Genomic DNA, 22,887 nt, shown 5'->3' with positions numbered 1-22,887 from the left:
GGAAAATAATAAAGATTTTATCTAGCATAGAAACTGTTATATATTTCTCAAAATGCTTTTGAAAAGAAATTTAGGAATAATTAGGGCTACATCTTACCAAACTTCATTTTTTGCAACGAAGGAAACCCCTCTAAAGCTGTCATTAAAGCATTTTCAATTTAAAAATATCTGGGTAATCAAACTTAACAGGATTCTTAAGCTAGATATTAAGCAGGTTATAATACTCTTTTGAGATACTCCTTATGCAGCCTCGTACTTTATAAAAACCTCTCGAACTAAGTAGAGAGACATGTTTCAGAGGGTGATTATGTAGACTAAGTTTTTTTCAAAACGTATAAAAATCTATGGATATGCATTTAAAGCTTCACAAGCTGCAGAAAAACTAATAACGTTTTAGCTTTGTTGGAGCAGCTGAATTAGACTATATGCAGGTTGGTAAGGAAAAGCTTGTATGTTATTCCATAAGGCAAATATTCTTTTTGCTAAATTTCCTGAGAATTCAGCGAACATTATCGATAGGATTAAGAAGCTATGAAATAAAATTTTATGCTTTAACTAGAATGAGGGGAGGCAAAAGGTAAGGGATTACATACCCTCACCTTTTTCTTCAATTAACATTAAAAAAGCTTTCTATCCATGCCTTTATAAAGCTAACGCCCTATATTTAGAGGCCGTGTTGAAAGATCCCTGGAACGGTCCTTATAGAATCCTGGTCACTTATAAAGCTACGTATTTTATCCAGGAGCTTTAAAAATTATTGTTGAAAATTTTCACAGTTTTAAAAAGGGTTGCTCTAAATTGCTATTGTTAAGCTATATCTAGCTGAACCCTTTTTTGCCTAAATGTTATGGAAGCTTATTTTTTCAGGTGCCCTCTAGCCAGTCTAAAATAACTTTTCCTGATTGACCTGACATCATCACTTCAAACCCAGTTTCAAATTTGTCAATAGGATAGTGGTGGGTAATTAACGGCTCTATTTCAAGGCCACTTTCCAATAAATTAACCATTTTAAACCAGCTAGAGAAAATTTCTCTTCCGTAAATGCCTTTAATAGTCAGCATTTTAAAGATAACAAGGTCCCAATCAATTAAGCATTCGGCAGGTAAAATACCCAGCAAAGCAATCTTCCCACCATGATGAGCATTTTCTAAAAGCGTTCTTAAACCATCCGGATGTCCGGACATTTCCATGCCCACAGTAAAGCCATTCTGAATATCGAGAGTTTTCATAACCTCTTTTAAAGAAGTATTAGCTACATTGACTATTGTTTGTGCACCTAGCTTTTTAGCTAGCTGTAACCGGTATTCATTCACATCGGTAATGACTACTTGATGAGCTCCCGCTTTAGCAGCTATGGCGGCTGCCATGATGCCTATAGGTCCCGCACCGGTAATAAGAACATCTTCCCCTGTAAGATCAAAGGTAAGAGCAGTATGTACAGCATTTCCATAAGGATCAAAGATGGATGCGACATTATCTTTAATGGAAGGAGGGAGGGGAAAGACGTTTTCGGCGGGGATATTAAAGTATTCAGCAAAACAGCCATGCCGATGAACGCCTACACCTAAAGTGTTTATACATAGATGCTTTTGGCCTTTAAGGCAGGAAATGCAGCTGCCACAGGTAATGTGCCCCTCGCCGCTCACGCGATCGCCTACTTTAAGGCCTTTAACATTTTTACCTATCTCAGCGATTTCTCCCATGTATTCATGCCCCACTACCATAGGTACAGGAATCGTCTTTTGTGCCCAGGCATCCCACTTATAAATATGAATATCTGTGCCACAGATAGAAGTTTTATGTGTTTTAATTAAAACTTCATCTTCTTTAATGGAAGGGATGGGAACATCTTCCATCCATAGGCCTTCTTTGCGGTAACTCTTAACTAAAGCTTTCATGATGACCTTACATATATGAATTTAAAAGACAAAGATGTTAGATGATTTTAAATTCTTTGCCAACATTTTCAAATGCTTGTATGGCCATATCTAATTCTTCTTTATGGTGGGCTGCTGACATTTGCGTACGTATACGTGCTTGTCCTTGAGGAACGACAGGATAGCAAAACCCTATCACATAGACTCCATGCTCTAACATACGAGCAGCCATTTGCTGAGCTAAGACTGCATCACCTATCATGACAGGAATAATAGGATGTTCACCAGGTAGGAGCTTAAAACCTAATTGGATCATTTTTTCACGGAAATAAAGACTATTATCTTTTAATTTCTTTCTTAAATTCTGGCCATTTTCTACTATTTCTAAACATTTTATGGAAGCATACGCGATTGCAGGTGCTAAGGTATTAGAAAAAAGATAAGGCCTTGAACGTTGTCTTAACCATTCTACAATTTCTTTACGTCCTGAAGTGTAACCTCCCGAGGCACCACCTAACGCTTTTCCCAAAGTACCGGTAATAATATCTACCCGTCCGATAACCTCGCAATGTTCTGGTGTGCCGCCTCCTTTTTCCCCTAAAAAGCCTACAGCATGCGAATCATCCACCATAACAATCGCCTCATATTTGTCTGCTAGATCACAGATGGCTTTTAAGTTAGCAATGCTGCCATCCATAGAAAATACACCATCGGTAGCAATCATTTTAAATCGACACTCTTTAGCCTCTATTAATTGTCTTTCTAGATCTTCTATATCATTATTCTGATAGCGCAAACGCTTGGCTTTACAAAGCCTTATTCCATCGATAATGCTAGCATGATTTAAAGCATCACTAATAACAGCATCTTCACTACCTAAAAGAGTTTCAAAAAGGCCTCCATTGGCATCGAAGCATGAAGAATAAAGAATGGTGTCCTCAGTTTTCAAAAAATGAGAAATTTTATTTTCCAGCGCATGATGTACGCTTTGCGTGCCACAGATAAAACGTACCGATGACAACCCATATCCATACTTATCATAACTTTCTTGAGCAGCCTTAATGATTTGTTGATTATTAGCTAGGCCAAGGTAGTTATTGGCACAAAGATTTAGCACCTTATTCCCATTAGCTAGGGTAATGGTAGCTTGCTGAGGAGAAATAATTTCAGATTCTTTTTTGTATAGACCCGTATTTTTAAGTTCTTCAATTTGCTGTTTGAGATTTTTTAGAAAAGATTGATCCATAAAGTACTCCGTTTTTAACAGAGTAACATTTCTATGTATCTACTGACAAGCAGATCGTAGAAGTAGAAATATAAGAAGGATTTGGAGAGTAAAAAGAGGTTAGGACTTAAGATACTTATGCTTTAAAGCCTTAAAGAGTTTTAGCTAGATATAAATAGTCTTTCTAATGCATAGAAATTATTTTCATTAGAAAGACCTTTAATATTTAGGTTAGAGGAGGAGCTTCTGGGAAATCTACTTGAGTGCCGATAATGTTATTAAAGTAATTGGTAAACATGTTAACAGCAATATTAAGTACAATTTCTATAAGTTCTTGATCAGAAACACCTTCATTTTTTAACGCGGCGACATCTTCTTCAGAAACCTTACCGCGTTTCTCTACTACTATTTTAACAAATTTAAGAATGGCTTTTGTTTTAGGTTCTTGAGCCTCTCCCTTGCGCGCTAGTAATATTTCTTGCTCAGGAATACCGTGCGCCTTAGCAGAAAGAGTATGCGCAGATACGCAATACTCGCATTGATTAGCTTGGCCAATAGTTAAAGCAATCTCCTCTCTAACTTTTGCAGATAAATGAGTATGAGCAGCAGCTTCGCTTAAAGCTAGAAAAGCTTTCAAGGTTAAAGGGGAGTTGCCCATATTCTGGAAAATATTAATAACTCTACCCATCTTTTTCTCTAGGGCCTCATATAACGGTTTAAGCTCAGGTCCAGCTTTTTCGGGAAGAACGGGGGTGACGCGTAACATAGCTTTTACTCCTAGGTGACTGTTAAAATAGAGAATTAACGAAACTCAAGGTTTAATACAAGATTTTTTTAGAGCTTCTAATGTTAATGAGACATTAACAGCTAGGCGCTAGAAACTTTTGTCAATCTTAGTTAGTAAAATGGTTGTTAAAAGTTTGCTCTTAACAAAATGTTGATAAACAATCAAGCGGTAGAGTTTTTATTTAAATAATTTTTAACCTTAGGAGCTCGTCGTGTACATGCTGGTGCTCTTGGCAGACAATTGCATCGATACCCATCTTCTGGGCAGTTGCTACATTTGCTAAAGAATCATCAATAAATAGACATTCCTCTGGCTTTAAAAAGTATTTGTCTAAGAGAAATTGGTAGATTTTTTTGTGTGGCTTAACGGTATGAATTTCGTAGGAGAAGACGGCGCCATCAAAGCTATCTAAAAGGCTTTTGTATAGAGATATCTTCTTAAAAAACTCCCCCGAAATGTTAGATAGAATGAAAGTTTGCTTTTTCTGTGCTTGAACTTGTTTTAAAAGACTAATTCCTTTTTCTAGAGGCACTAGCTTTTCTAAAGAAAGGCTAACAAAACGTTCAATATATTGACGGGGGTAACACGTGCTAAGCTGCTGCACAGCTTCCTCTAAAGAAAGGATTCCTGCGTCTAAATCAGTCCACGTTTGTGTGTAAATAATTTTCTCGATATGCAGAGGGAAATCAGGATCTTTTTCTTTAAGAAGACGTGAAACTTCTTTAGGATTCCAATAAAAAAGCACTCCTCCTAGATCAAAAATAACTTGTTTATAAAGGCTTGATTTCATTAAAGATCTCCCTCTTTTGGCAAGTGGGGCAAAGATGAGTCCCTCGCTGGGCTACCACAATTTTAATAATAAGTGTGCTACATCTTGAGCAGGCTAATCCTTGCTGGCGAAAAACTTTTAAATGATGCTGATGCCCCCCCCTTCTTCCGCTAACGCTATAGTAGTTACTTACTCCTACACCTAAACTTGTTCCTTTGTTTTCAATCCCTTTGTTTAGCACATTTCGAATGGCTTGGTGTAATGCTTTTATCTCTTTTTTAGTCAGAGAATTAGTTAATTGTTGGGGATTTATTTTAGCTTCCCATAAAGCTTCGTCAACATATATATTTCCTAGCCCTACAATATGCTTTTGATTAAGAAGAAAGGGTTTAATTTGAGAAGCATACTTTTGCAGCATAGAAGTTAATGCTGAGCAGGTAAAGTTAGAAGAGAGGGGTTCTAAACCAAGTCTGCTTAATTTCTCTAGGGGGTCACTATATAAAGACCACCGTCCAAATTTTCTGGGATCTTCATAACGTAGGATTGTTCCATCTGTAAAAACTAGGCGTACATGTTCATGCTTTTTAATAGGCAACGGGTTGGCGAGCCATTCAAATTTACCGCTCATACGCAGGTGTACGAACAAAGTACTTTGTGACAAAGTAAATACCAAATACTTTCCACGTCTTTCTAAGTGATTAATAGACTGACCTTGGATTTGATGTATAAATACTTGATCATCCGAAGTATCAATTATTTTAGGCCACTGTACATAGGCGATTGCTATTTGTTTACCGACTAAGCCAGTCGCGATAAGTTCTCGTACGATAGTTTCTACTTCTGGAAGCTCAGGCATATTTAAGCTATAAGCTAAAATGATGTGGATAAAAATGAGTATATTAGATGATTAAATAGTCTGGCAAACTTTTTTTATTGCAAGGGAGTATTTACAGGCAAGTAAGCTAAATGGTAAGCGTAGGCCTCAAGGTTTTGTAAAAGCTCTAGAAGAGGAAGGAAACTTTTAGCATTCATGAAGGAAGGATAAATATAATATCAAATTTTGAATAGTTGCCTAGTCATCAATATTACTACTTGTTTGCCAGGTAAACAAGCCAAAGGATAAAGAATAGATGCATTTTACTTAAAATTTTTTTTAAACCGGAGGAAAGTTAAATTATTTTTTTTAAAGATAGGTTAATGAAAGGGCGTGAAGTCCTTTTTATTATATTTAACACTATAAGCTGGCCCAGCACACTTGGCTAGTATTAAGGCGAAATTCTTTTAATTCCTTTTAATCCCCCCTTTATTAATTTTATTGCATTAATGCGTCTCAATATAGAAGCAGAGCGGCTTTATCACTTAGTGGTAGGAATGTGGATAGCGAGCGCTAAGAGTGAAAACCCGAACCAAGTCATATTAATTCCTACCAATGGGCCAATTATCCATCGAGAAGTTTCGGGCCAACCTGAAAGAATAATACCTGACATCAAAAGGGCAATAATTCCGCTAGAAAGCAGCCATCCCCAATTGGGTGTACCTTTTATTTCAAGACTAATGCTTATTTTAATGATGCCTTCAACTAAAAAAAAGAGGGCAGTTAATAGAGTAAGAGTTTGCATACCTGCCATAGGATAGATAAGCATGCAAGCCCCTACTAACATAGAGATAATTGCACAAGCCAACGATAAGGCTCCCCCGGGTTCATGTATAGCTTTAAAAGATTTATAAAGTTGAGCGCCCCCTCCTAAAAGAATAATACTCCCTACCATTAATTCAATACTTAAGGTCGCTATGAAAGGGGCAGTAATAGCTATCCCTCCTAAAATAATTAACAAAATGCTTTCCACAATAAAAGCTATGCGATACTTTTGTAAAATATTCATGGGAAAAGCCTCCTTATTCATCAACTTCATTGATATTTTATGGCTATCCTTAAGCTTAATTTATAAACGCATAATCTGTAAAATATATTTAATATGTTTAAAAGCAATTTAGCTCCCATCTATCTGCCTATTAAAGTCGTTTTGAAAGCCAAAAAAAGTGAAATAGCAGGCTGGGAAAATGATCGCCTCAGAATACGTCTTTCCGCTATTCCTGAAAAAGGGCTAGCGAACGATGAGCTGCTTAGGCTTCTTTCCCATACTTTAGGTATCCCTAAAGCTTCTTTGCAGATTGTGCAAGGAAAAACTGCTCGCCTAAAAATCGTTCGTATTGAAGGACTTTCCTCTCAAACGCTTCATCCTATTTTATTGTCTAAATAATGTTTTGTTCTGGCAAGATTTGAATTTATTTGGGGATTTTCCGCCATTTTTCCTTATTATCACTTAGGCTACTTTTATATAAAATTTTGTAGAGATGGAGAAATATTTTTGAATATTAAGATTAGCTTAATATTTTTTGTTTTAGCTCAGCTTTCTACTGGCAAGGCTTAAAAGCCATTTATTAGTAATATTATGCTTATGATAAAGCACTTAAGATGTTATTCATTTTCTCTATGCAAAAATTAGACAAAGAATAAAGAAAAATTATACTCAATCAATTAAGCAGTATAGTGTATAGAAAACTAAATATGTGGAGCTTTGCTTGATTACAGAATTTTTCTTAAGTCAGTACGGATAAGAAAGTATGCTTATATCATTGCAAATGAATTAAAAGGTGATAAGTGCGGGCTCAAAGGGGGAGAGTAATACTTATATAACCCAGCAGGCTACTATCAATTTTTAGCAGGAAACTGAAATGTTTGCCCTCTATATTTTATATGGATGATGGGCCTAACTAGGGAAGAAAAAGTTGAAATTATTATCTCCTTTAATAGGTGAGAGCAGGGCCATAGTCTGCAAGGAAAATAAATTTTTAAAGAGATGAAATAATATAAAAAAGACTCAATAAAGAATTCACTTATTTGAGCTGATTATTTAGGCAATTTGCTAATAAATAATTATCAATTAACACATTAAGCTGGTATATGCAAGATTTTATAGAGTCAAATGCTACTTTTATAGCAGGGCAGTGGGCATTTATCAAATTGTTAGGTTTATGTTACCTCCTTGCTTTCTGGTCCTTATTTATTCAAGTGAAAGGTTTATATGGGTCTAAAGGCATCCTTCCTATGAAGGAGATTTTTAGCGGCATGCGAAGGAGCAAAACATATACGCATTATTTAAAAACACCTTCTATATTTTGGATAAGTACGAGTGACAGAATGCTAAAGGGAGTAGCCTTAGTAGGAATAATAGGGGCAAGCCTAGTGCTTTGTGGGGTTGCTGTTAGCTGGATGCTCTTTATTCTTTGTTTATTGTATCTATCTTATGTTTCTCCTTCTCTTTATTTTTTGTCTTTTCAATGGGATGTTTTATTGATAGAAGTAGGGTTTGCTGGTTTCCTTTTATCTTTACAATCGCCTCCTTTACCTATTGCTGTATTCTTATTGTGGGTTATCCTTTTTCGTTTAATGTTTTCTTCAGGGATAGTGAAATTTCTATTAGGGAGCCAGGAATGGAGGAATCTATCTGCCATGCAATATCATTATGAAACGCAGCCGCTTCCTAATAAAATAGCTTATTTCTTTCATCATCAACCCAAATGGTTATCTCAACTATCCACGCTTGCTGTCTTCTTTTTTGAAATTATTTTACCTTTCTTTATTTTTACTAATCCAGACTTCAGAGTTTATACCTTTCTTATCCTTGTATTGTTCCAATCGATCCTAATCTTAACAGGTAATTTTACTTTTTTTAATGGGCTTACGATTGCGCTTAGTTTTATGCTTTTGGAAGATAATTATTTGCCCTGGTTGCAACCCTACCTTCCACTTTCTAATTCTCCAAGAGAACTATCTACTTCTCTTTGGGTCTCTATCTCAGCCATATCTTTGATCGTGCTAAATTTTTTCCAACTTGTCCAGCTTTTTCGCTCTTTACCTTTGGTAGAGCGGGTTTTTGCTATAATAAGTCCGTTTTATCTTGTCAATAAATATGGCCTGTTTTCATGTATGGTTACTCGGCGTTATGAAATTGAAGTGCAAGGAAGTGAGGATGGTAGGACATGGAAAATATATGAATTTAAATGGAAGCCTGGGAATCTTAAAATTTCTCCTCGCCAGGCAGCGCCTTATCAGCCACGATTAGACTGGCAGCTTTGGTTTGCTGCCCTTGGAGAAGTTAAACACAATCCCTGGTTTACACGTTTTATCTATCGATTAATGGAAAACTCGCCAGAAGTTGTAAAATTGATGAAAAATAATCCTTTTCCTGATAAGCCTCCTACATATATGCGAGCTAATCTCTATGAATACCATTTTACAACACTTCAAGAGAAAAAAGAGTCAGGCAATTGGTGGAAACGTCACTATGTAGGCATTTATTTGCCTCCTGTGAGTAAAAGTTAAAATATAGGAAGGCTGTGTGGAATATACAAAGGAAAATAGCATAGGTAGCGCCAATAAAAGAACTTCTAGCCATGATACAAGTGTAAAAAACAGATTGGATAGGCTATCTAATGTGGAAAAAATTTATGCTGTTGAAAAAGAATTGTTTGATCGGCTTTTAAATGCCTCTTCTACTACTCATAAAATCCTTTGAATCTTTAAGAAAGAAGATTAGGCTTACCTAGCCATGCTGGATATTGATCAGGTCGTAAAAAGTATTAATAGCGCTAACGGTCTTTCAAAGGATATACTTGACCGGTCCTTTAAACAAAGATTTACTAAATCGATTAATTAATAAATAATGCACCACCTTTTCAAGGTGGCTAGGAAATAGTATTCTTCTGATATCTGTAGATGAGTGCGTTCAATTGACAGTAAAAATAATAAAGCAACTACTATTTCTACCTCGCTAGAGGTAAGACCTCATTGGTAGTTAAAATCAAGAAGTTTAGTCCTAGCAAAATGTTTTTTAATGTTTATTTATAGAGCTGCTAGCTCGTTGGTTTCATCCGCTAAAGATAATAATTGCATCTTTTTGTTGACAGCCGGGCCTATAGACGTAATATATAAAACATTTGAAGACAATTTAATTGCAAAAGTGAAGAAAAAAGAAAAAACTAACGATTGAGGCGTGCAATTAAAGGTAAATCAGATTGCTTAAGAAGAAGAAAGAGGCTTTGCATCTAAAGCATATCTACTTTTTATTGTACTTGTACGCATTAAGGGCAATATATTAGTGGTCTTGCTAAACCAGGCAGGCCATGCATCTGCATTCTTCCTGTCTATATCGCTAGGAAATTATTAGATAGCTATGCGCTGTAATTAGTTAATTGAAGTATAAGCCGTAGCTCTCAGAGGCTTAGCTTTTAACCTGCCTGAATGTAAAGGAAAGATTTCAATGGAAAGAGTAGAGGAGAAAGAAGCTATCGTTCTTGAAGTGGAAGGATACAAGCTCTTTGGTGTTTTACACCTTCCTTTAAAGGGAGAAAAAGTTCCTGGTATTTTAATGTGCCATGGCTTAGCAGGAAATAAGATAGGTCGTTTTCGCACTGCTGTCACTTTAGCTAAAGAATTAGCAAAGAGGGGAATAGCATCCCTTCGTATAGACTTTCGAGGTTGTGGCGATAGCGATGGAGATTTTTGCGAAGCAAGTGTGAAAGGATTGTTAAAAGATGCCGGCGCCAGCTTAAGCTATTTGCAAAAGCATGCCCGTATTGATCCTTATCGTCTAGGTGTTATGGGCCGCTCTTTCGGTGCGGCCATAGCTCTTATGGCAGCGCACTCGCATAAGAACATTAAAAGCCTTGCTTTATGGGCTCCTCTATATAACACAGCACAGTGGCAAGAGGCCTGGCGCATTTTCCATGACGTTCATACACCTGCAAAGGTACGCGAACAATTGCTAAGCATTGAGGGACAACAAGGTAGCCCTATATTTTTTGAGGAGTTCTTCAATGTTGATCTAGCACCTACTTTAGAAGCCTTAGCCGATGTGCCTTTGTTGCATATCCACGGGCTAAAAGATAGCGTGGTTAAAGTAGATCATGCAAACCTATATGAAAATAAACGCTCAACTGCGCGAGCAACCTCTAAATTTATAAAAATACCAAAAGGGGACCATCATTTTACCCATAAGAATGATCAAGAGTTAGTTATTGCTGAAACAGTCAATTGGTTTAAAGCCACATTGTGAAGAAATAAATAGTAATTTATAGAGCAGGAGCTTTTATGCCTAGCACCTTACAGAAAATCCGCATGGAATATCAACCTTTGTTACCTCCTTTATTAAATGACATCCATTCACTTGCTCTTATTCCTACCGGCAATTTAGTGGTGAAAGATTCTGCCTTAGCACATCTCTTTCCCCATACTTATCAGCGACCTCACTTAAAAGTCGCAAAGAGCCAAATTCAAGAACAATTTCCTATGCGTATAGGCTTTGTGTTCTCTGGAGGTCAAGCAGCCGGGGGACACAATATTGCTTCTGGGTTGTTCGATTCTTTAAAAAAATTGCATGTCGATAGCCAGCTCTTTGGGTTTTTAGGAGGGCCAGATGGTATCGTTAAAAATAAATATATAGAAATTAATGCGGAAGTTTTAGCTTCTTATCGAAATCAAGGGGGCTTTAATTTAATTGGAGCAGGTAGGACAAAGATAGAAACCTCACAGCAATTTTTAGCAGCTGCTCAAACTGTAAAAGATTTAAAGCTCGATGGTTTGGTTGTCGTGGGTGGGGATGACTCTAATACAAATGCCGCTTTGCTTGCAGAGTATTTTTTAAGCCAGGGAATGGCTACTAAAGTAATTGGTGTACCCAAGACAATTGATGGGGATTTAAAAAATGAATTTATTGAACTTTCTTTTGGGTTTGATTCGGCCACAAAAACATATTCTGAATTTGTAGGAAATATTCTTGTCGATGCTTTATCGGCAGAGAAATATACATTTTTTATCAAGCTTATGGGGCGAACAGCTTCTCATATTGTGCTCGAAGTGGCCCTGAACACCCACCCCAATTTGGCTCTTATTGGAGAAGAAGTTGAAGCGCAAGGATGGACTCTTCAAGATATTACCCATATAATAGCGGACTTAATAATTGAACGTGCTAAAAGTGGCAAAAACTATGGCGCCATATTGATCCCTGAAGGGCTTATTGAATTTATTCCAGAATACAAAATCCTCATCAAAGAATTAAATACCCTCTTAAGCACAAAGCCAATATATGCTGAAAAAATTGAATCTTTAATACCTAACCAAGAAAAAATTAATTATATTAAATCTTTTCTTTCTTTAAAAGCTCAGCAAAGCTTACAAACTTTACCCGAAGATATTCAAATGCAGTTATTGCTGGATCGTGACCCTCATGGCAATGTACAAGTAGCTAAAATTGATACCGAGCGTCTTCTTATTGAAACTGTCCGTCAAGAGTTAACAAAACGATTAGCTCAAAATTCCGTGGTAAAATTTAATCCTCAGCCTCTATTTTGCGGTTATGAAGGTCGCGCTTGCTTACCTTCTAATTTCGATAGCCAATACTGTTATACCTTAGGTCATCTAGCTACATTATTGATTCAGGCGGGAGCAACTGGCTATATGGCATGCATACAAAAATTGAATGAGCCTATAGAAAATTGGGAACTTTGTGGTGTGCCTCTTGTTTCTATGATTCATTTAGAAGAACGCCATGGAAAAACTAAGCCGGTGATTAAAAAAGCATTAGTCGAATTAACAAGCCCTATCTTTAATTATTTTAAGCAAGAAAGTGTCAAATGGCGCTTAAATGATGATTATATCAATCCTGGCCCTATGCAGTTTTTTGGCCCTGAAGAAATCACCCATAGCAAGCCTTTTACTCTAATGAACAAAAAATAGCAGATAGGCAAGCTTTAACGCTTATGAGAAGATTTTTATAAAGATATTCTAAACTAGGCAAGGAGGGGGGAGGCAATAGGCCGTAATAGCAGAAAAAAGTGATAAATATATTTTAATTGAAGTAAAGGAAAGGCTTTTTGAGGACAAAAAGGAGATCTCTAAATAAAAAAATAAAATTTAGAGAACCTCGTCCAATGTTTTTAAACAGCCGCTTATGTAGTTATCTTGAAGCAACTCCTTTAAATGGAGAGGGAGTAGGTTGAAAAGCCTTTTCCTTTTGATCAGGACTGCCTTCTTAGGCTTATTGCTAAAGTTAATAATAGGCTTAAAAGATTAAGGAGGACCCTCATTTATATCTTTTAAAAAGGCATATTTAATGTCTAAAATCCCTATGTCTGATAGTCCTATACCTCCTAAATTTTCGCTTTCTACATAAGGGAAAGAACCAAAAAGCAAAGGAGCAATAGGCAGGGAGTCCATAAGAAACTTTTCAGCATTTTCTAAATATTTTCTACGTTTATCACTATCTTTTTCCCAGTAAGAAGAAGCTAATAAATCAAGATATTTTGCGTTTTCGTTCTGGCTAAGGGTGAGATCGTAAATTTTATAATTAAAGTTTTCTAAAAAGCCTAGAGGATCACTAAATCTTGTACCCCATGAATTCAACGTGATTTGGTAATCTCCTTTTTCAATAGATTGGGCGAAAACTTCAGGTTCTTGCTTTTGTAGCTGAATGGTAAAGCCAAATGCATGATTCCACTGCTGCTGCACAGCTTGAGCAATTGTTCCTTGTATGTCTGTATTAGCATAAGTTAAGGTAAGCTGAGGGAGAGAATCTTTATCCATTTTCATTTCTTGCAAAGCCTCTTGAAATAATTGCCAAGCTGCTGGAAGATCATTGTCTTGAGAGTAGTTTATAGCTTCCCAATCTGCTAGGGGTGGAATTATCCCTGTTGCAGGCAAGTTAGTTCCTTGGGTAGCCAGCTCAGCAATAACTTTTCTATTTAGGGCCATGTTAAAAGCTTTACGTATTTTGACATTGCTTAGGAAGTTAGCTTTTGTATTGAAGTGTAGCCCATGCATAATTGCTGCAGGCTTAATCTTTAATAGCTCTTGGTGTTTTAAGGTCGGCACAGCCTGTAAGGGTAAATGGCTTAAAGGGGAGCCCACATAATCCACCTTTCCTCTTTCAAACATTTTGTAAGCTTTGTTTCCATCCTTTGCCGACAAGACAACAGCGTCGATAGCAACCACTTTTGCATCCCAATAACTGGAATTTTTAACGAGAACAATTTTTTCTGAGGGTTTCCATTCCCTAACTTTAAAGGGGCCATTAGTGGCTAAGGGATAATTTTCCTTTTTCTGTACGAATCCTAGAGAAGGATGAACGGGAAAATACAGAGGGGTGGTTACAGCCTTTAAAAAATAAGGAGTAGGTTTTTCCAGCTGGATCATTAGATGCTTAGAATCTAACGCTTTAATGCCTACTGCTTCTGCAGAGCCACTTCCTTCTTTAAATGCCTTGGCACCTTTAATTATATAGAATAGATCAAGGTTTTTGCTTGGAAAAGAAGGGAGTAAAACACTCATCCATGATTGTTCGAAATCTTTTGCTGTTAAAGGAGTGCCATCACTCCATCTTGTATCCCTGAGAACAAAAGTATAAGTTTTTAAATCAGCAGATACTTCTACAGATAGGGCTACTGCCGGGATAACGTTGCCTTGATGATCTATCTTCATCAAACCCTCATAGAGCATATGCAAAAGATTTTTAGTAATTAAATTAGCTGGATAGCGTGGGTCCATGCTGGAGGGAGACTCCTCGTAAGCCAATCTAAGTATAGCTTCTTGTTTTTTAGGCACCTTTTCATTTTGGCAAGCTGAAAGCAAAAATATAATAAGTGCGAGTAAAGAAAAATTTTCTTTCATATCTATTCTCCTCCTCCTGCAAAACCAGACGGTGTGCAAGGTCTATTAATCAAATACAAGCCAAGCAGCTATTCTTTCCAGCAAGCTTAAAAATAAAGATAAAAGCCTTGTTTTTCAATTAATTAATTTATTTAAATCTATCTATTTATCACTCAAAGCAAATGAATTATTTTTAAAGACGTAAAGTAAATTTAGCTAGCATTTTCTGCTGATAAAAATAGCAAAAATTTTTCCTTTCTTATTTTTGTTGTAGCATTATGAGGGATCCGTTATAAAAAAATTTAATCATACAACAAGTGGATGGGATGGTCTATGTTCAAAAGTTTTCTAGTGGGTAGTATTATTGTAAGTTTAATTGGAGCTTTTACTTTGTATGGATACGGAAAAAATATTGTAGACGACATGTTTCTGGCTTCAAAGAACTCCTATAAAGCAAATGGCAGCGTTTCTGAGCCTGTTCTTGAAGGGTGGATAGATTATATACCAGCTTCCAAAAGCTTTACTTCAAAATTTCCTAGTATACCCCAGCACGCTACCGATCGGGCCTTAGATAGTAAAACTAAAGAATCTAAGCAATATGAGATGTATGTCTCAGAAAATAATGATCATGTCTTTATGATTAGCGTAATATCCTTTTTAGACGTAAACAAAATACGAGATAGTGAAAAGGCTTTAAAAAATATTGTCGATGACATGGTAGTATCAAATCCAGGAAACAGATTAGAAAAGTTTCAGCAAGGAAGCCTAGAGGATATTAAAAATGTAGAATTTTTAATTACTAATGAGTCTTATACTATTAAAGGACGTGCCTTTTTAGCTAAAAACAAACTCTATGTTTTATCCGTATTGTCTAAATCGGCAGCTGATCCTAGCTTAGAATTCGAATACTTCTTTAAATCCTTTACAATAAATAAAGATAGCTCTCCTAGTCTGTTGTCTTTTTCTACGAAAAACTAATATTTTAAGGAAGTCTATGATAAGAATAGTTTATGCTTTTATTTTAGCGGTGCATTTGAAGGCGAGTATGGTGTGTGCAGATCCACCTTCTTCTTCAGTTAATCACCATCCTTCGGCTATTTCTACTGCTCAAGCTTCTGGATCATTAAAAGCTCCTCTTATTTCCTTTAAAAAGCCTTTAAATCCTATTTCAAGTGAGGGCTTCCCTTTTACCTTGCCAGGGATCGTAAGTTTAAAAGACAATCAGTGGGTGGGAAGCGATAATTTATATAACTTAAAACCAAATATTCGCATAACTTTAGAGCTAGTGAAGGGCGAGAATAAGAATTTTGACATTAATGAAGAAGAACTGAAAGGGCATATTCAAGAAAAACTTGCCAGAATAGGGATTAGCTCAACAACTTTGCATGAAGCTAACCAGCCTTTCTTACCTCTGTTTCATGTCCTAGTGTTAGTTGATTCTATCGACCAGTTCTATACTGCTAGTTGTTCATGTCGTTTATTTGAACCTGTTATTCTAAAACGTGTCTCTTTGGAAAAAGGAATTATTTATCAAGCAATTACCTGGGAGAAACAAGAGCTGATTACTTCACCAAAAAAAGATTTTTCCGATTTATTAACTAAAACTCTTAATGGTTTAACAGAAGATTTTGTGAATAGATTTCTTTATTTTCAAAAATTAAAGTATAAAGTTCAGTAGGCTGATAAAACTTTTATAAAAGAATCAGCTAGGCTAAAAATTATAATTTTACAAATCTGTAGACATTAATCTAAAAAAAGCTGATAATTTGAGTATCTGCAATTTAATGAGGCGAGCTAGTATCTAATAAGTATTTAAAGTCGTAAGAAAAATTATGAAACTAGAGAATTTTAAATCTTTTAATCTTCTCTTGGACTATGTTTGGGCTTCATTAGATGTCAAATTTTCAAGATTTCCCAACAGAGTTTACTTATAAAGTCTAAGGGCTCGTACCAATAGCCTTTATCTTATAAATCATTCTTTCTTAGCGCTTAAGAGCTTTTTATAGATCTCTCTTTTTCTCCTTTAGTATTGCAGTTGTTAACCAACCCAAAATGGAGTCCATATGAAGAAAATTTTTGTAGGCAACTTATCCTGGAAAGCAAGTGAAGAGACTTTAAAGCCTCTTTTTGAAGCTTTTGGAACTGTTGTCTCCATCAAAATTATTAAAGATCAGTATACAGGCAAATCTAAAGGTTTTGGATTTGTTGAGATGGAAACTGATGATGAAGCTGCAAAATGCATCCACGAGCTTAATGAAAAGCCTTTCTTAGAGCGTAATTTGCGCTTGAGCCCCGCCCAAGAACGTCAAGCTGGTGCAGGTGGTGGTCGTGATAATAGAAGCCCTCGCGGCAACGGTGGGGACTCCTATCACCGGGGTGGTCAACGTTCTAATCGAGATAGATCTTTTGCATCTGAGTAATAAGATTATCGATCTTAAACGATTTCTAAAAACCATGGTTTAAGCCATGGTTTTTCCAATTTTTTAACTTCGCAGCTTGAATAAAACGATGTAGGCAGATTTAGTTATTAAATAAAGTATAGAAGCTAGAAATACAGGTAAATAGAAGCATTATCAATTATATAAAATAATCTTACTTTATTAAATTACTAGAATTCATGCTAAATTTTTTTAATATTCTTTCACATCCTTACGATTGTAAGCCACAAGGATCTAAAAATTTATAAATTAAGCATTTAAGTAAAAGTTAGCAAAGGAGAGCGGTTGCTTACCACCCTAATGCTAGCTCTTCTTACCTTTAAATACTTGCTTTTAAACATAAAAAAATACAGTAAAAAATTATTATAATATTTCAAACGGAGTCCATATGAAGAAAATTTTTGTAGGCAATTTATCCTGGAAAGCAAGTGAAGAGACTTTAAAGCCTCTTTTTGAAGCTTTTGGAACTGTTGTCTCTATCAAAATTATTAAAGATCAGTATACAGGCAAATCTAAAGGTTTTGGATTTGTAGAAATGGAAGCTGATGATGAAGCTGCAAAATGCATCCACGAACTTAATGAAAAGCCTTTCTTAGAGCGTAATCTTCATTTAAGTCCCGCCCAAGAGCGCCAACCAGGTGCAGGTGGTGGCCGTGATAGTAGAAGCCCTCGTGGCAACGGTGGAGATTCCTATTCTAGAGGAGGACAGCGTTCTAATCGTGATAGAAATTACGATTAATAGACGCCCTTATTTCTATCCAGAAATTTTAAAAACCATGATTTAAACAATCATGGTTTTTAATTTTTTAAGCCCAGTTAAAAGAAAAATTAGCCCATCAGCAGATTAATAAAAACTTCCAATCTAGGGCCGAGCAAGAATGGCTCATTTTCTGTAAGTTCAGGGCGTGTTTATAGATGGCAGCAAGGGCATCTGCTCGTCACTAGATCTATTTGGCATTCTTTAAAAATGAGCAAAGGATTATAGCTTTAGCCGTAATTATGTGTCTTTGCTTGCTGGTCTATATCTTTACTTAACTTCACTTGCGTCAACAATTACAATGATTATCTACCTCTATTATTAATCAATTAGGAAAGCCTCCCCAAAGATGCCCATTCTGCGTTGGATCTTCCGAGTTCTTAAAGGTGTTTATCTCTTGATAAAATGTACCCCTGAAGGTATGAAAGAGTTAATCCTTAATTTAACTTCTAATATAAAACATATATTACAAGTTTGAGGACCCTTTTTCAGAAATTATATACTCATGGAAATTAACTTACCGAATGTGGGGTAGATCATCAAAGTCTTTAATAAAGATATTTTTTAATGCTAAAGAATTATGCTCAAGTAAAAAAAAAACTTGCATGAAACTAAAACTCTTAACTACCATTTAGTTATGAGTAAATCAAAGAATGGGAGGAAATTAATTACCTTTTCCCTGTTTATTAGGAGACTCATTTTTTCATAACATAGTATTAAATTAACCAAAGAGGTCACTATGTCTATGTCTATTCAACAAGATTTTTCTGCAATCCAGCGGTTTCAACAACTAGGAGACACCGATTGGGAAACCCTTAAAAAACACTACGTTACAACTTTACGCCTAGAGGAGGGGGCTCAAGAGCAAGCCGCCCAGAAGATGCAAGCCCACATAGAGGACCGCGATATAGTCGACTATGCCAGCTACCGAGAAGCAATTTTAAGAATATTTCCCTCTTCTTATTTTAATCTAGCAGCAGGAATAGCAGGTAGGATAGCGAAAACACCTACTGATGGCTATACCTTTACGGCGAAATGGTATGAATTTATAGTCACCCAAAAAACAGCTCATGTGCCTACAGGTGTAGAAAAGTCGCAAAAGTGCAAGATTGCTATTAAAGCTCCTGGCAGCCGCAAATTAACCTCCGATATTGATACTTCTATTCTAACCACCTTTACAGGAGAAAACTCTTTTTTTGAACATGTAGAAGCAAGGATTAAAAGGGAAGGGCTCGATTTGGAAGGTCGGATCACTAATGCTATTATTGATGGTTTTTATAGCATTTCGGAAGAACTATTCAAGATGACCTCTGCTTCCCAACGAGATTCTAATGCGTATACAGATACTATAGCCAAAGATAAAGAAATCTATCCCAAATTTCTTCATGATGAAGAAAATAATCCCTTAATTCAAGGAGAGAGGCTTTTTTCTGAAGAAGAATTTACCAAGATATTTAAAGAGTATAAATATCAAAAACATGTTCAAGAAATGGCGGCAAGTTTATTCTCTCTGCATGCTAGCTTGGAGCAAGAGGAATGGCAAGTATTTAAAGATTTTGTTAAAAAAAGGTTAGGTAAAATTCTTGAAATAGAATTGCCTAATGATGCCCAAGGAGCCCACATCTCACTTTGCCAACAGGATTATGATACCATTTTTCAAGGGGTAGAAAACATACGCAGCCATCATTTGAAAGTCCTTGATGAGAAAAAGCACGAGTTACGTCAATTAGGCCCCCTATTGGTACATGAACAAGACATTACCATTGCAGCTCTTAACAGACTCTATGTTGAACATTTAGAGAAATGTACAGAGTGCTATGAAAAAATTCTAGTTTTAAAGAGTGAAAGAAAGCATTTAATAAATACATTAGAGGCAAAAAAGCAAGCATTAGATAAAAAATTGGCCGACTTAAAAAAATTAGACCATAATAGTGACGATGAAGATATCCAAGAGCTGATTGAAATAAAGCAAAAGAATTGCGCTGTATTGGAAGAAAGTTGCCGTAAGTTAAAAGATTCACTACGCCAAAACATTATAAAAACAGCTCAGCTGCAAACAGAGCATCAAGGTTATCAAATCCTAGCAAGCACATTTGCTAATGAAGCTTATGTGTGTCGGTCCGCTGTGTATCATGTCGTTAATGGGCAAAGCGGTGCCGCAGACCTTCCTATCTCACAACAAACTTTACTAGGCTCAGCTCTGCAGCAGGTAGGCTTTAAGCTTTTACATAGTAAAGAATTAATGCATAAAGGTTATTCTTCTGAAGAAGTCGCTTATTATACAGCCAAGTATGGACAGCGACTTTTTAACCTTATTTTTAGTGGACGCAATGCAGAATTAGATGATGGGATCATAAAACGTTTAGCCCAAGGTAAAAAAGGAAAGGATTTACCTAAATTTACCTATCTTAAAGCTAAACAGGTAAGACACAATGCTTATAGCACTTTTAAACAGAAAGAGTTAGCTCTTCTAAATGATCAAGCAAAAATTATCCAACGTATTAAATCAAACCCTACGATTTTAGATGCTGAAAAACCTAGAAAAACACTTGAATTAATACAACAATTACGTGCTCTTTCTACCGAAGAAGAAAAAACGCGTTATTTTGAACAGGAGAAAGAGCTTTATTTATCGATTAGCGCTAAATTAATCGGCCTGGTTTGCGCTTCTAGATTAGAGCAAAAGGGCTATCTATGGGGAAAAAACTTACGCATCCTTTTTAAAGCTGAGCAAAAAGAAGAGATAAAAGATTCACCATCCGTTATTCCCCCTCCAGTGCCTCTGCAAACTCCCAAGCTTCTAGAACCTGCCACTGAAGGGAGTGCTATAGATGAATATCATAGGATAGGCCCACATGCAAAAAACTTGGTAATGGGTATAAAAGGAGGAAAAGCAAGGGTGAGCCAGATGGATCAAGAGTCTCATTCTCAATCCGCAGTAGTGGCCAATCCTTCTGACAAAACGGCTCAACTGCTAGCCGCGGGGGTATTTGGAAACTACCCAAAGTAAGCAGCCCATCAGTACAGCGCTCTGCTGATGGGTTAGATGGTTGTGAGCACAGTCTTACAGCTTTGCAAACTACGCCTGGACATTTTAATGTCCAGGCTAACGCTAGTCAAATCCACTTAGAGCAATATGCAACGCTGCATATAGAATCTAAACCTATTATTCAATACCATGCCTTGCAGCCCTTGTCTCAAGTACCCCTAAACCCACAAACTCTCATTAACTCCCTTCAAAGCCTTTACCTTTCTCAGAAAACTCTTTCTATTTTTAGGATCAAAGCAGAGCAAGAGTGGGAATTTAAAGTTCCTTTAGAAGAGATTTATGTACGTTTAGCGATCATTGAAAGCAAAGAAAGAAGAGTGCGTGACCAAGCACTTGATAAACATTCTGAGCAATTACAAGATGATCACATCCCAACTTCTGAAACCATCTATGAGTCTAAAGAGAATATTGAAATTGAAAAGCTTTTCGAGCACAAAAGCCTTGAAAAAGAAAACGCTAAAAGAATTTACATTCAAGGCGCGGCAGGAATTGGTAAGAGCACTTTATGCCACTACATTGCCTATCGCTGGGCAAAAGAAGAGCTTTGGCAAGGCATTTTTTCTTATCTTTTTTGGATTCCCTTAAGAAACCTTACTTTAAAGAAATATCCTGCTGATAAAGAGTATACTCCCGCTGATCTTATTGCTAGGGAATATGCAGGCAAAATTGATTTAAGAGCAAGTGAGGCTTGCATAAACGATGCCACTTTGCGAGAGAAAACTCTTCTTGTTTTAGATGGTTATGATGAGCTTTCTGCAGAAGCTCAAGGAAATACAAGCCTGGCTACAGCCTTTAAGGAGCTAAAAGAGTTATTTCCCCATATTCTAATTACCTCACGACCTGGAAGTTGCTCTTTTAACCGTTCTTGTGAGCTAGAGCTTTTAGGCTTTGATAAAGAAGGGGTCGAACGTTATATCGATAGATTTTTCAAACAAGTTCAAGCAGAAGAAAAAAAACAAAAACTTTCCCACTTATTACAAAGCTCTCCCCAGGTCTTAAGTCTTGCGCAAATTCCCATTAACTTGACTCTTCTTTGCTGCCTCTTTAACGAAGATCCAGAGGTTTTTGATTCTACTCAATCCATTACAATGACGGCTATTTACGAACGCATTGTTAACTGGATGTATAAATGGTTTCTTTTAAGAAGAATTGATCAAGGCCGATCCAGTCAAACTAAGGAGAAAATTCTTACAGAGAACAACCTGCGTTATAATCAAGAAGTAGCCAAAATAGCCACAGCTTTTGAAGAAATGGCTGATTTTGCCATAAAAAAAAATACCCTTTATTTGGAGATAAGAGAAATTGATCACTTTAGAGGTAACGCCATCACATCCAACGAGCTTACAGATTGTGGACTTCTCCGCATCCCCAAAGAAAAAGGGTATTTTATTCACTTAACCTTTCAAGAATTTTTAACAGCTTCAAAAGTTGCCAATCAATATCTTCAAGGAGAAAATCGACAAGCATGCCAAAGCTTTTTACTGAATTACAAATTTGAACCGCGTTATAGCCTAGTTTTGCGCATGATTTCTGGCTATATTTCCCTTTCTATCACCAATAATCGGTTCTATTTGAATTTAAATACAAACCCGCTACAATCTTTTTTTGATGATCTTTTTGCTGAACCTCATGACCTAGCTGTCAGAAGCGAACTCCATTTGATTGCGAATTGTTTTGAAGAGTGTCAAAATCCTGCTCAGGTGAAGCAGTACGAGGGCTTCATTGAGCTTGTAAAAGACTATATGATAGGTCTATCATTGTTAGGTTTAAACGTTGAAGAGTTGCTTAGAAATATAAATCTCCTTAATCATCCTAAAATAATGCATGCTATCGAAAGATTATTATCCGACTCACACGCCATAAAAAATATGCTAAGAAACTTAATAAACCTCATAACAACAGGAAAAAGATTATCTTTAGAAATAGTAAGATTGATTGTTAAGGTTCTTAAGGACAAGGTTCTTAAGGACAATGAGGACCCTCATGTCAGGTTGCTTGCTAACTTTTTCCTAGCAGAGGTGGCAGAGCAAGGAGGCAAGCTTCCTAAGGAAGCTGTAGATGCTCTTGTCCAAGTTCTCAAGGAGGGCGATGATAGTACCCAAAAGAGTGCTGCCGATGCTTTAGGAACAGTGGCAAAGCAAGGAGGCGAGTTTTCTAAGGAGGCGCTAGATACTCTTGTCCAAGTTCTCAAGGAGGGCGATTATATTGCCAAAGAGCATGCTGCCGATGCTTTAGGAACAGTGGCAAAGCAAGGAGGCGAGTTTTCTAAGGAGGCGCTA

18 protein-coding genes are annotated in these 22,887 nt (G+C 36.5%); 11 read left to right on the top strand and 7 right to left on the bottom strand.

Annotated elements, in window-relative coordinates; all coding sequences use genetic code 11:
- Positions 1 to 863: 863 nt before the first annotated feature.
- From tdh to DB42_RS07325, 6 genes are all read right to left on the bottom strand, one after another.
- Positions 864 to 1,898, bottom strand: a complete 1,035-nt coding sequence (gene tdh / locus DB42_RS07350; protein ID WP_044882401.1) for an L-threonine 3-dehydrogenase — start codon at positions 1,896 to 1,898, stop codon at positions 864 to 866.
- A 37-nt stretch (positions 1,899 to 1,935) separates the two neighbouring features.
- Positions 1,936 to 3,123 carry a glycine C-acetyltransferase gene (locus DB42_RS07345; protein ID WP_044882400.1) on the bottom strand — a complete coding sequence of 396 codons (1,188 nt, stop codon included), beginning with the start codon at positions 3,121 to 3,123 and terminating at the stop codon, positions 1,936 to 1,938.
- A gap of 205 nt (positions 3,124 to 3,328) precedes the next feature.
- A complete protein-coding gene (locus tag DB42_RS07340; protein WP_044882399.1) occupies positions 3,329 to 3,868 on the bottom strand; it encodes a carboxymuconolactone decarboxylase family protein in 540 nt (179 codons plus the stop codon).
- A gap of 202 nt (positions 3,869 to 4,070) precedes the next feature.
- Positions 4,071 to 4,679, bottom strand: a complete 609-nt coding sequence (locus DB42_RS07335; RefSeq protein WP_044882398.1) for an HAD family phosphatase — start codon at positions 4,677 to 4,679, stop codon at positions 4,071 to 4,073.
- The gene (gene mutM, locus DB42_RS07330) at positions 4,660 to 5,514 is read right to left on the bottom strand and encodes a DNA-formamidopyrimidine glycosylase (RefSeq protein WP_044882397.1); all 855 of its coding nucleotides are present in this window, start codon (positions 5,512 to 5,514) and stop codon (positions 4,660 to 4,662) included. Before mutM ends, DB42_RS07335 begins: the two co-directional genes overlap by 20 nt.
- A gap of 499 nt (positions 5,515 to 6,013) precedes the next feature.
- Positions 6,014 to 6,541: an HdeD family acid-resistance protein gene (locus tag DB42_RS07325; protein ID WP_162180768.1), complete on the bottom strand. Its 528-nt coding sequence runs from the start codon at positions 6,539 to 6,541 to the stop codon at positions 6,014 to 6,016.
- A 93-nt stretch (positions 6,542 to 6,634) separates the two neighbouring features.
- Between DB42_RS07325 and DB42_RS07320 the strand changes: the two genes are divergently transcribed.
- The 5 genes from DB42_RS07320 to DB42_RS07305 all read left to right on the top strand — a co-directional run bounded on the left by DB42_RS07320 (position 6,635) and on the right by DB42_RS07305 (position 12,456).
- On the top strand, positions 6,635 to 6,919 hold the full coding sequence (locus DB42_RS07320) for a DUF167 domain-containing protein (protein WP_044882395.1): 285 nt from the start codon (positions 6,635 to 6,637) through the stop codon (positions 6,917 to 6,919).
- A gap of 704 nt (positions 6,920 to 7,623) precedes the next feature.
- A complete protein-coding gene (locus DB42_RS07315; protein ID WP_052436057.1) occupies positions 7,624 to 9,045 on the top strand; it encodes a lipase maturation factor family protein in 1,422 nt (473 codons plus the stop codon).
- 16 nt (positions 9,046 to 9,061) lie between these two features.
- Positions 9,062 to 9,238, top strand: a complete 177-nt coding sequence (locus DB42_RS11290) for a hypothetical protein (protein WP_155117466.1) — start codon at positions 9,062 to 9,064, stop codon at positions 9,236 to 9,238.
- 744 nt (positions 9,239 to 9,982) lie between these two features.
- Positions 9,983 to 10,777, top strand: a complete 795-nt coding sequence (locus DB42_RS07310; RefSeq protein WP_042244227.1) for a S9 family peptidase — start codon at positions 9,983 to 9,985, stop codon at positions 10,775 to 10,777.
- 35 nt (positions 10,778 to 10,812) lie between these two features.
- Positions 10,813 to 12,456 (top strand): diphosphate--fructose-6-phosphate 1-phosphotransferase, encoded by a 1,644-nt coding sequence (locus DB42_RS07305; protein ID WP_044882394.1) that lies wholly within the window; start codon positions 10,813 to 10,815, stop codon positions 12,454 to 12,456.
- 333 nt (positions 12,457 to 12,789) lie between these two features.
- Here DB42_RS07305 and DB42_RS07300 read toward each other — a convergent pair whose 3' ends face one another.
- Positions 12,790 to 14,385: a peptide ABC transporter substrate-binding protein gene (locus tag DB42_RS07300; RefSeq protein ID WP_044882393.1), complete on the bottom strand. Its 1,596-nt coding sequence runs from the start codon at positions 14,383 to 14,385 to the stop codon at positions 12,790 to 12,792.
- 312 nt (positions 14,386 to 14,697) lie between these two features.
- Here DB42_RS07300 and DB42_RS07295 point away from each other — a divergent pair, with 312 nt between their 5' ends.
- The 6 genes from DB42_RS07295 to DB42_RS07270 all read left to right on the top strand — a co-directional run.
- Positions 14,698 to 15,342, top strand: a complete 645-nt coding sequence (locus tag DB42_RS07295) for a hypothetical protein (RefSeq protein WP_044882392.1) — start codon at positions 14,698 to 14,700, stop codon at positions 15,340 to 15,342.
- Between the two features lie 16 nt (positions 15,343 to 15,358).
- A complete protein-coding gene (locus tag DB42_RS07290; protein WP_044882391.1) occupies positions 15,359 to 16,042 on the top strand; it encodes a hypothetical protein in 684 nt (227 codons plus the stop codon).
- A 385-nt stretch (positions 16,043 to 16,427) separates the two neighbouring features.
- Positions 16,428 to 16,784 carry an RNA-binding protein gene (locus tag DB42_RS07285; protein WP_039384534.1) on the top strand — a complete coding sequence of 119 codons (357 nt, stop codon included), beginning with the start codon at positions 16,428 to 16,430 and terminating at the stop codon, positions 16,782 to 16,784.
- A gap of 406 nt (positions 16,785 to 17,190) precedes the next feature.
- On the top strand, positions 17,191 to 17,541 hold the full coding sequence (locus DB42_RS07280) for an RNA-binding protein (protein ID WP_039384536.1): 351 nt from the start codon (positions 17,191 to 17,193) through the stop codon (positions 17,539 to 17,541).
- Between the two features lie 757 nt (positions 17,542 to 18,298).
- Positions 18,299 to 20,569 carry a hypothetical protein gene (locus DB42_RS07275; RefSeq protein WP_044882390.1) on the top strand — a complete coding sequence of 757 codons (2,271 nt, stop codon included), beginning with the start codon at positions 18,299 to 18,301 and terminating at the stop codon, positions 20,567 to 20,569.
- 62 nt (positions 20,570 to 20,631) lie between these two features.
- Positions 20,632 to 22,887, top strand: a 2,256-nt coding sequence (locus DB42_RS07270; RefSeq protein WP_044882389.1) for an NACHT domain-containing NTPase, incomplete at its 3' end; no start/stop codon positions are given.

Origin of the sequence: Neochlamydia sp. EPS4 (assembly GCF_000813665.1) — a bacterium.
Classification (GTDB): Bacteria; Chlamydiota; Chlamydiia; order Chlamydiales; family Parachlamydiaceae; genus Neochlamydia.
The sequence above is the reverse complement of the archived record's forward strand: the minus strand, read 5'-3'. Positions and strand labels throughout refer to the sequence as shown.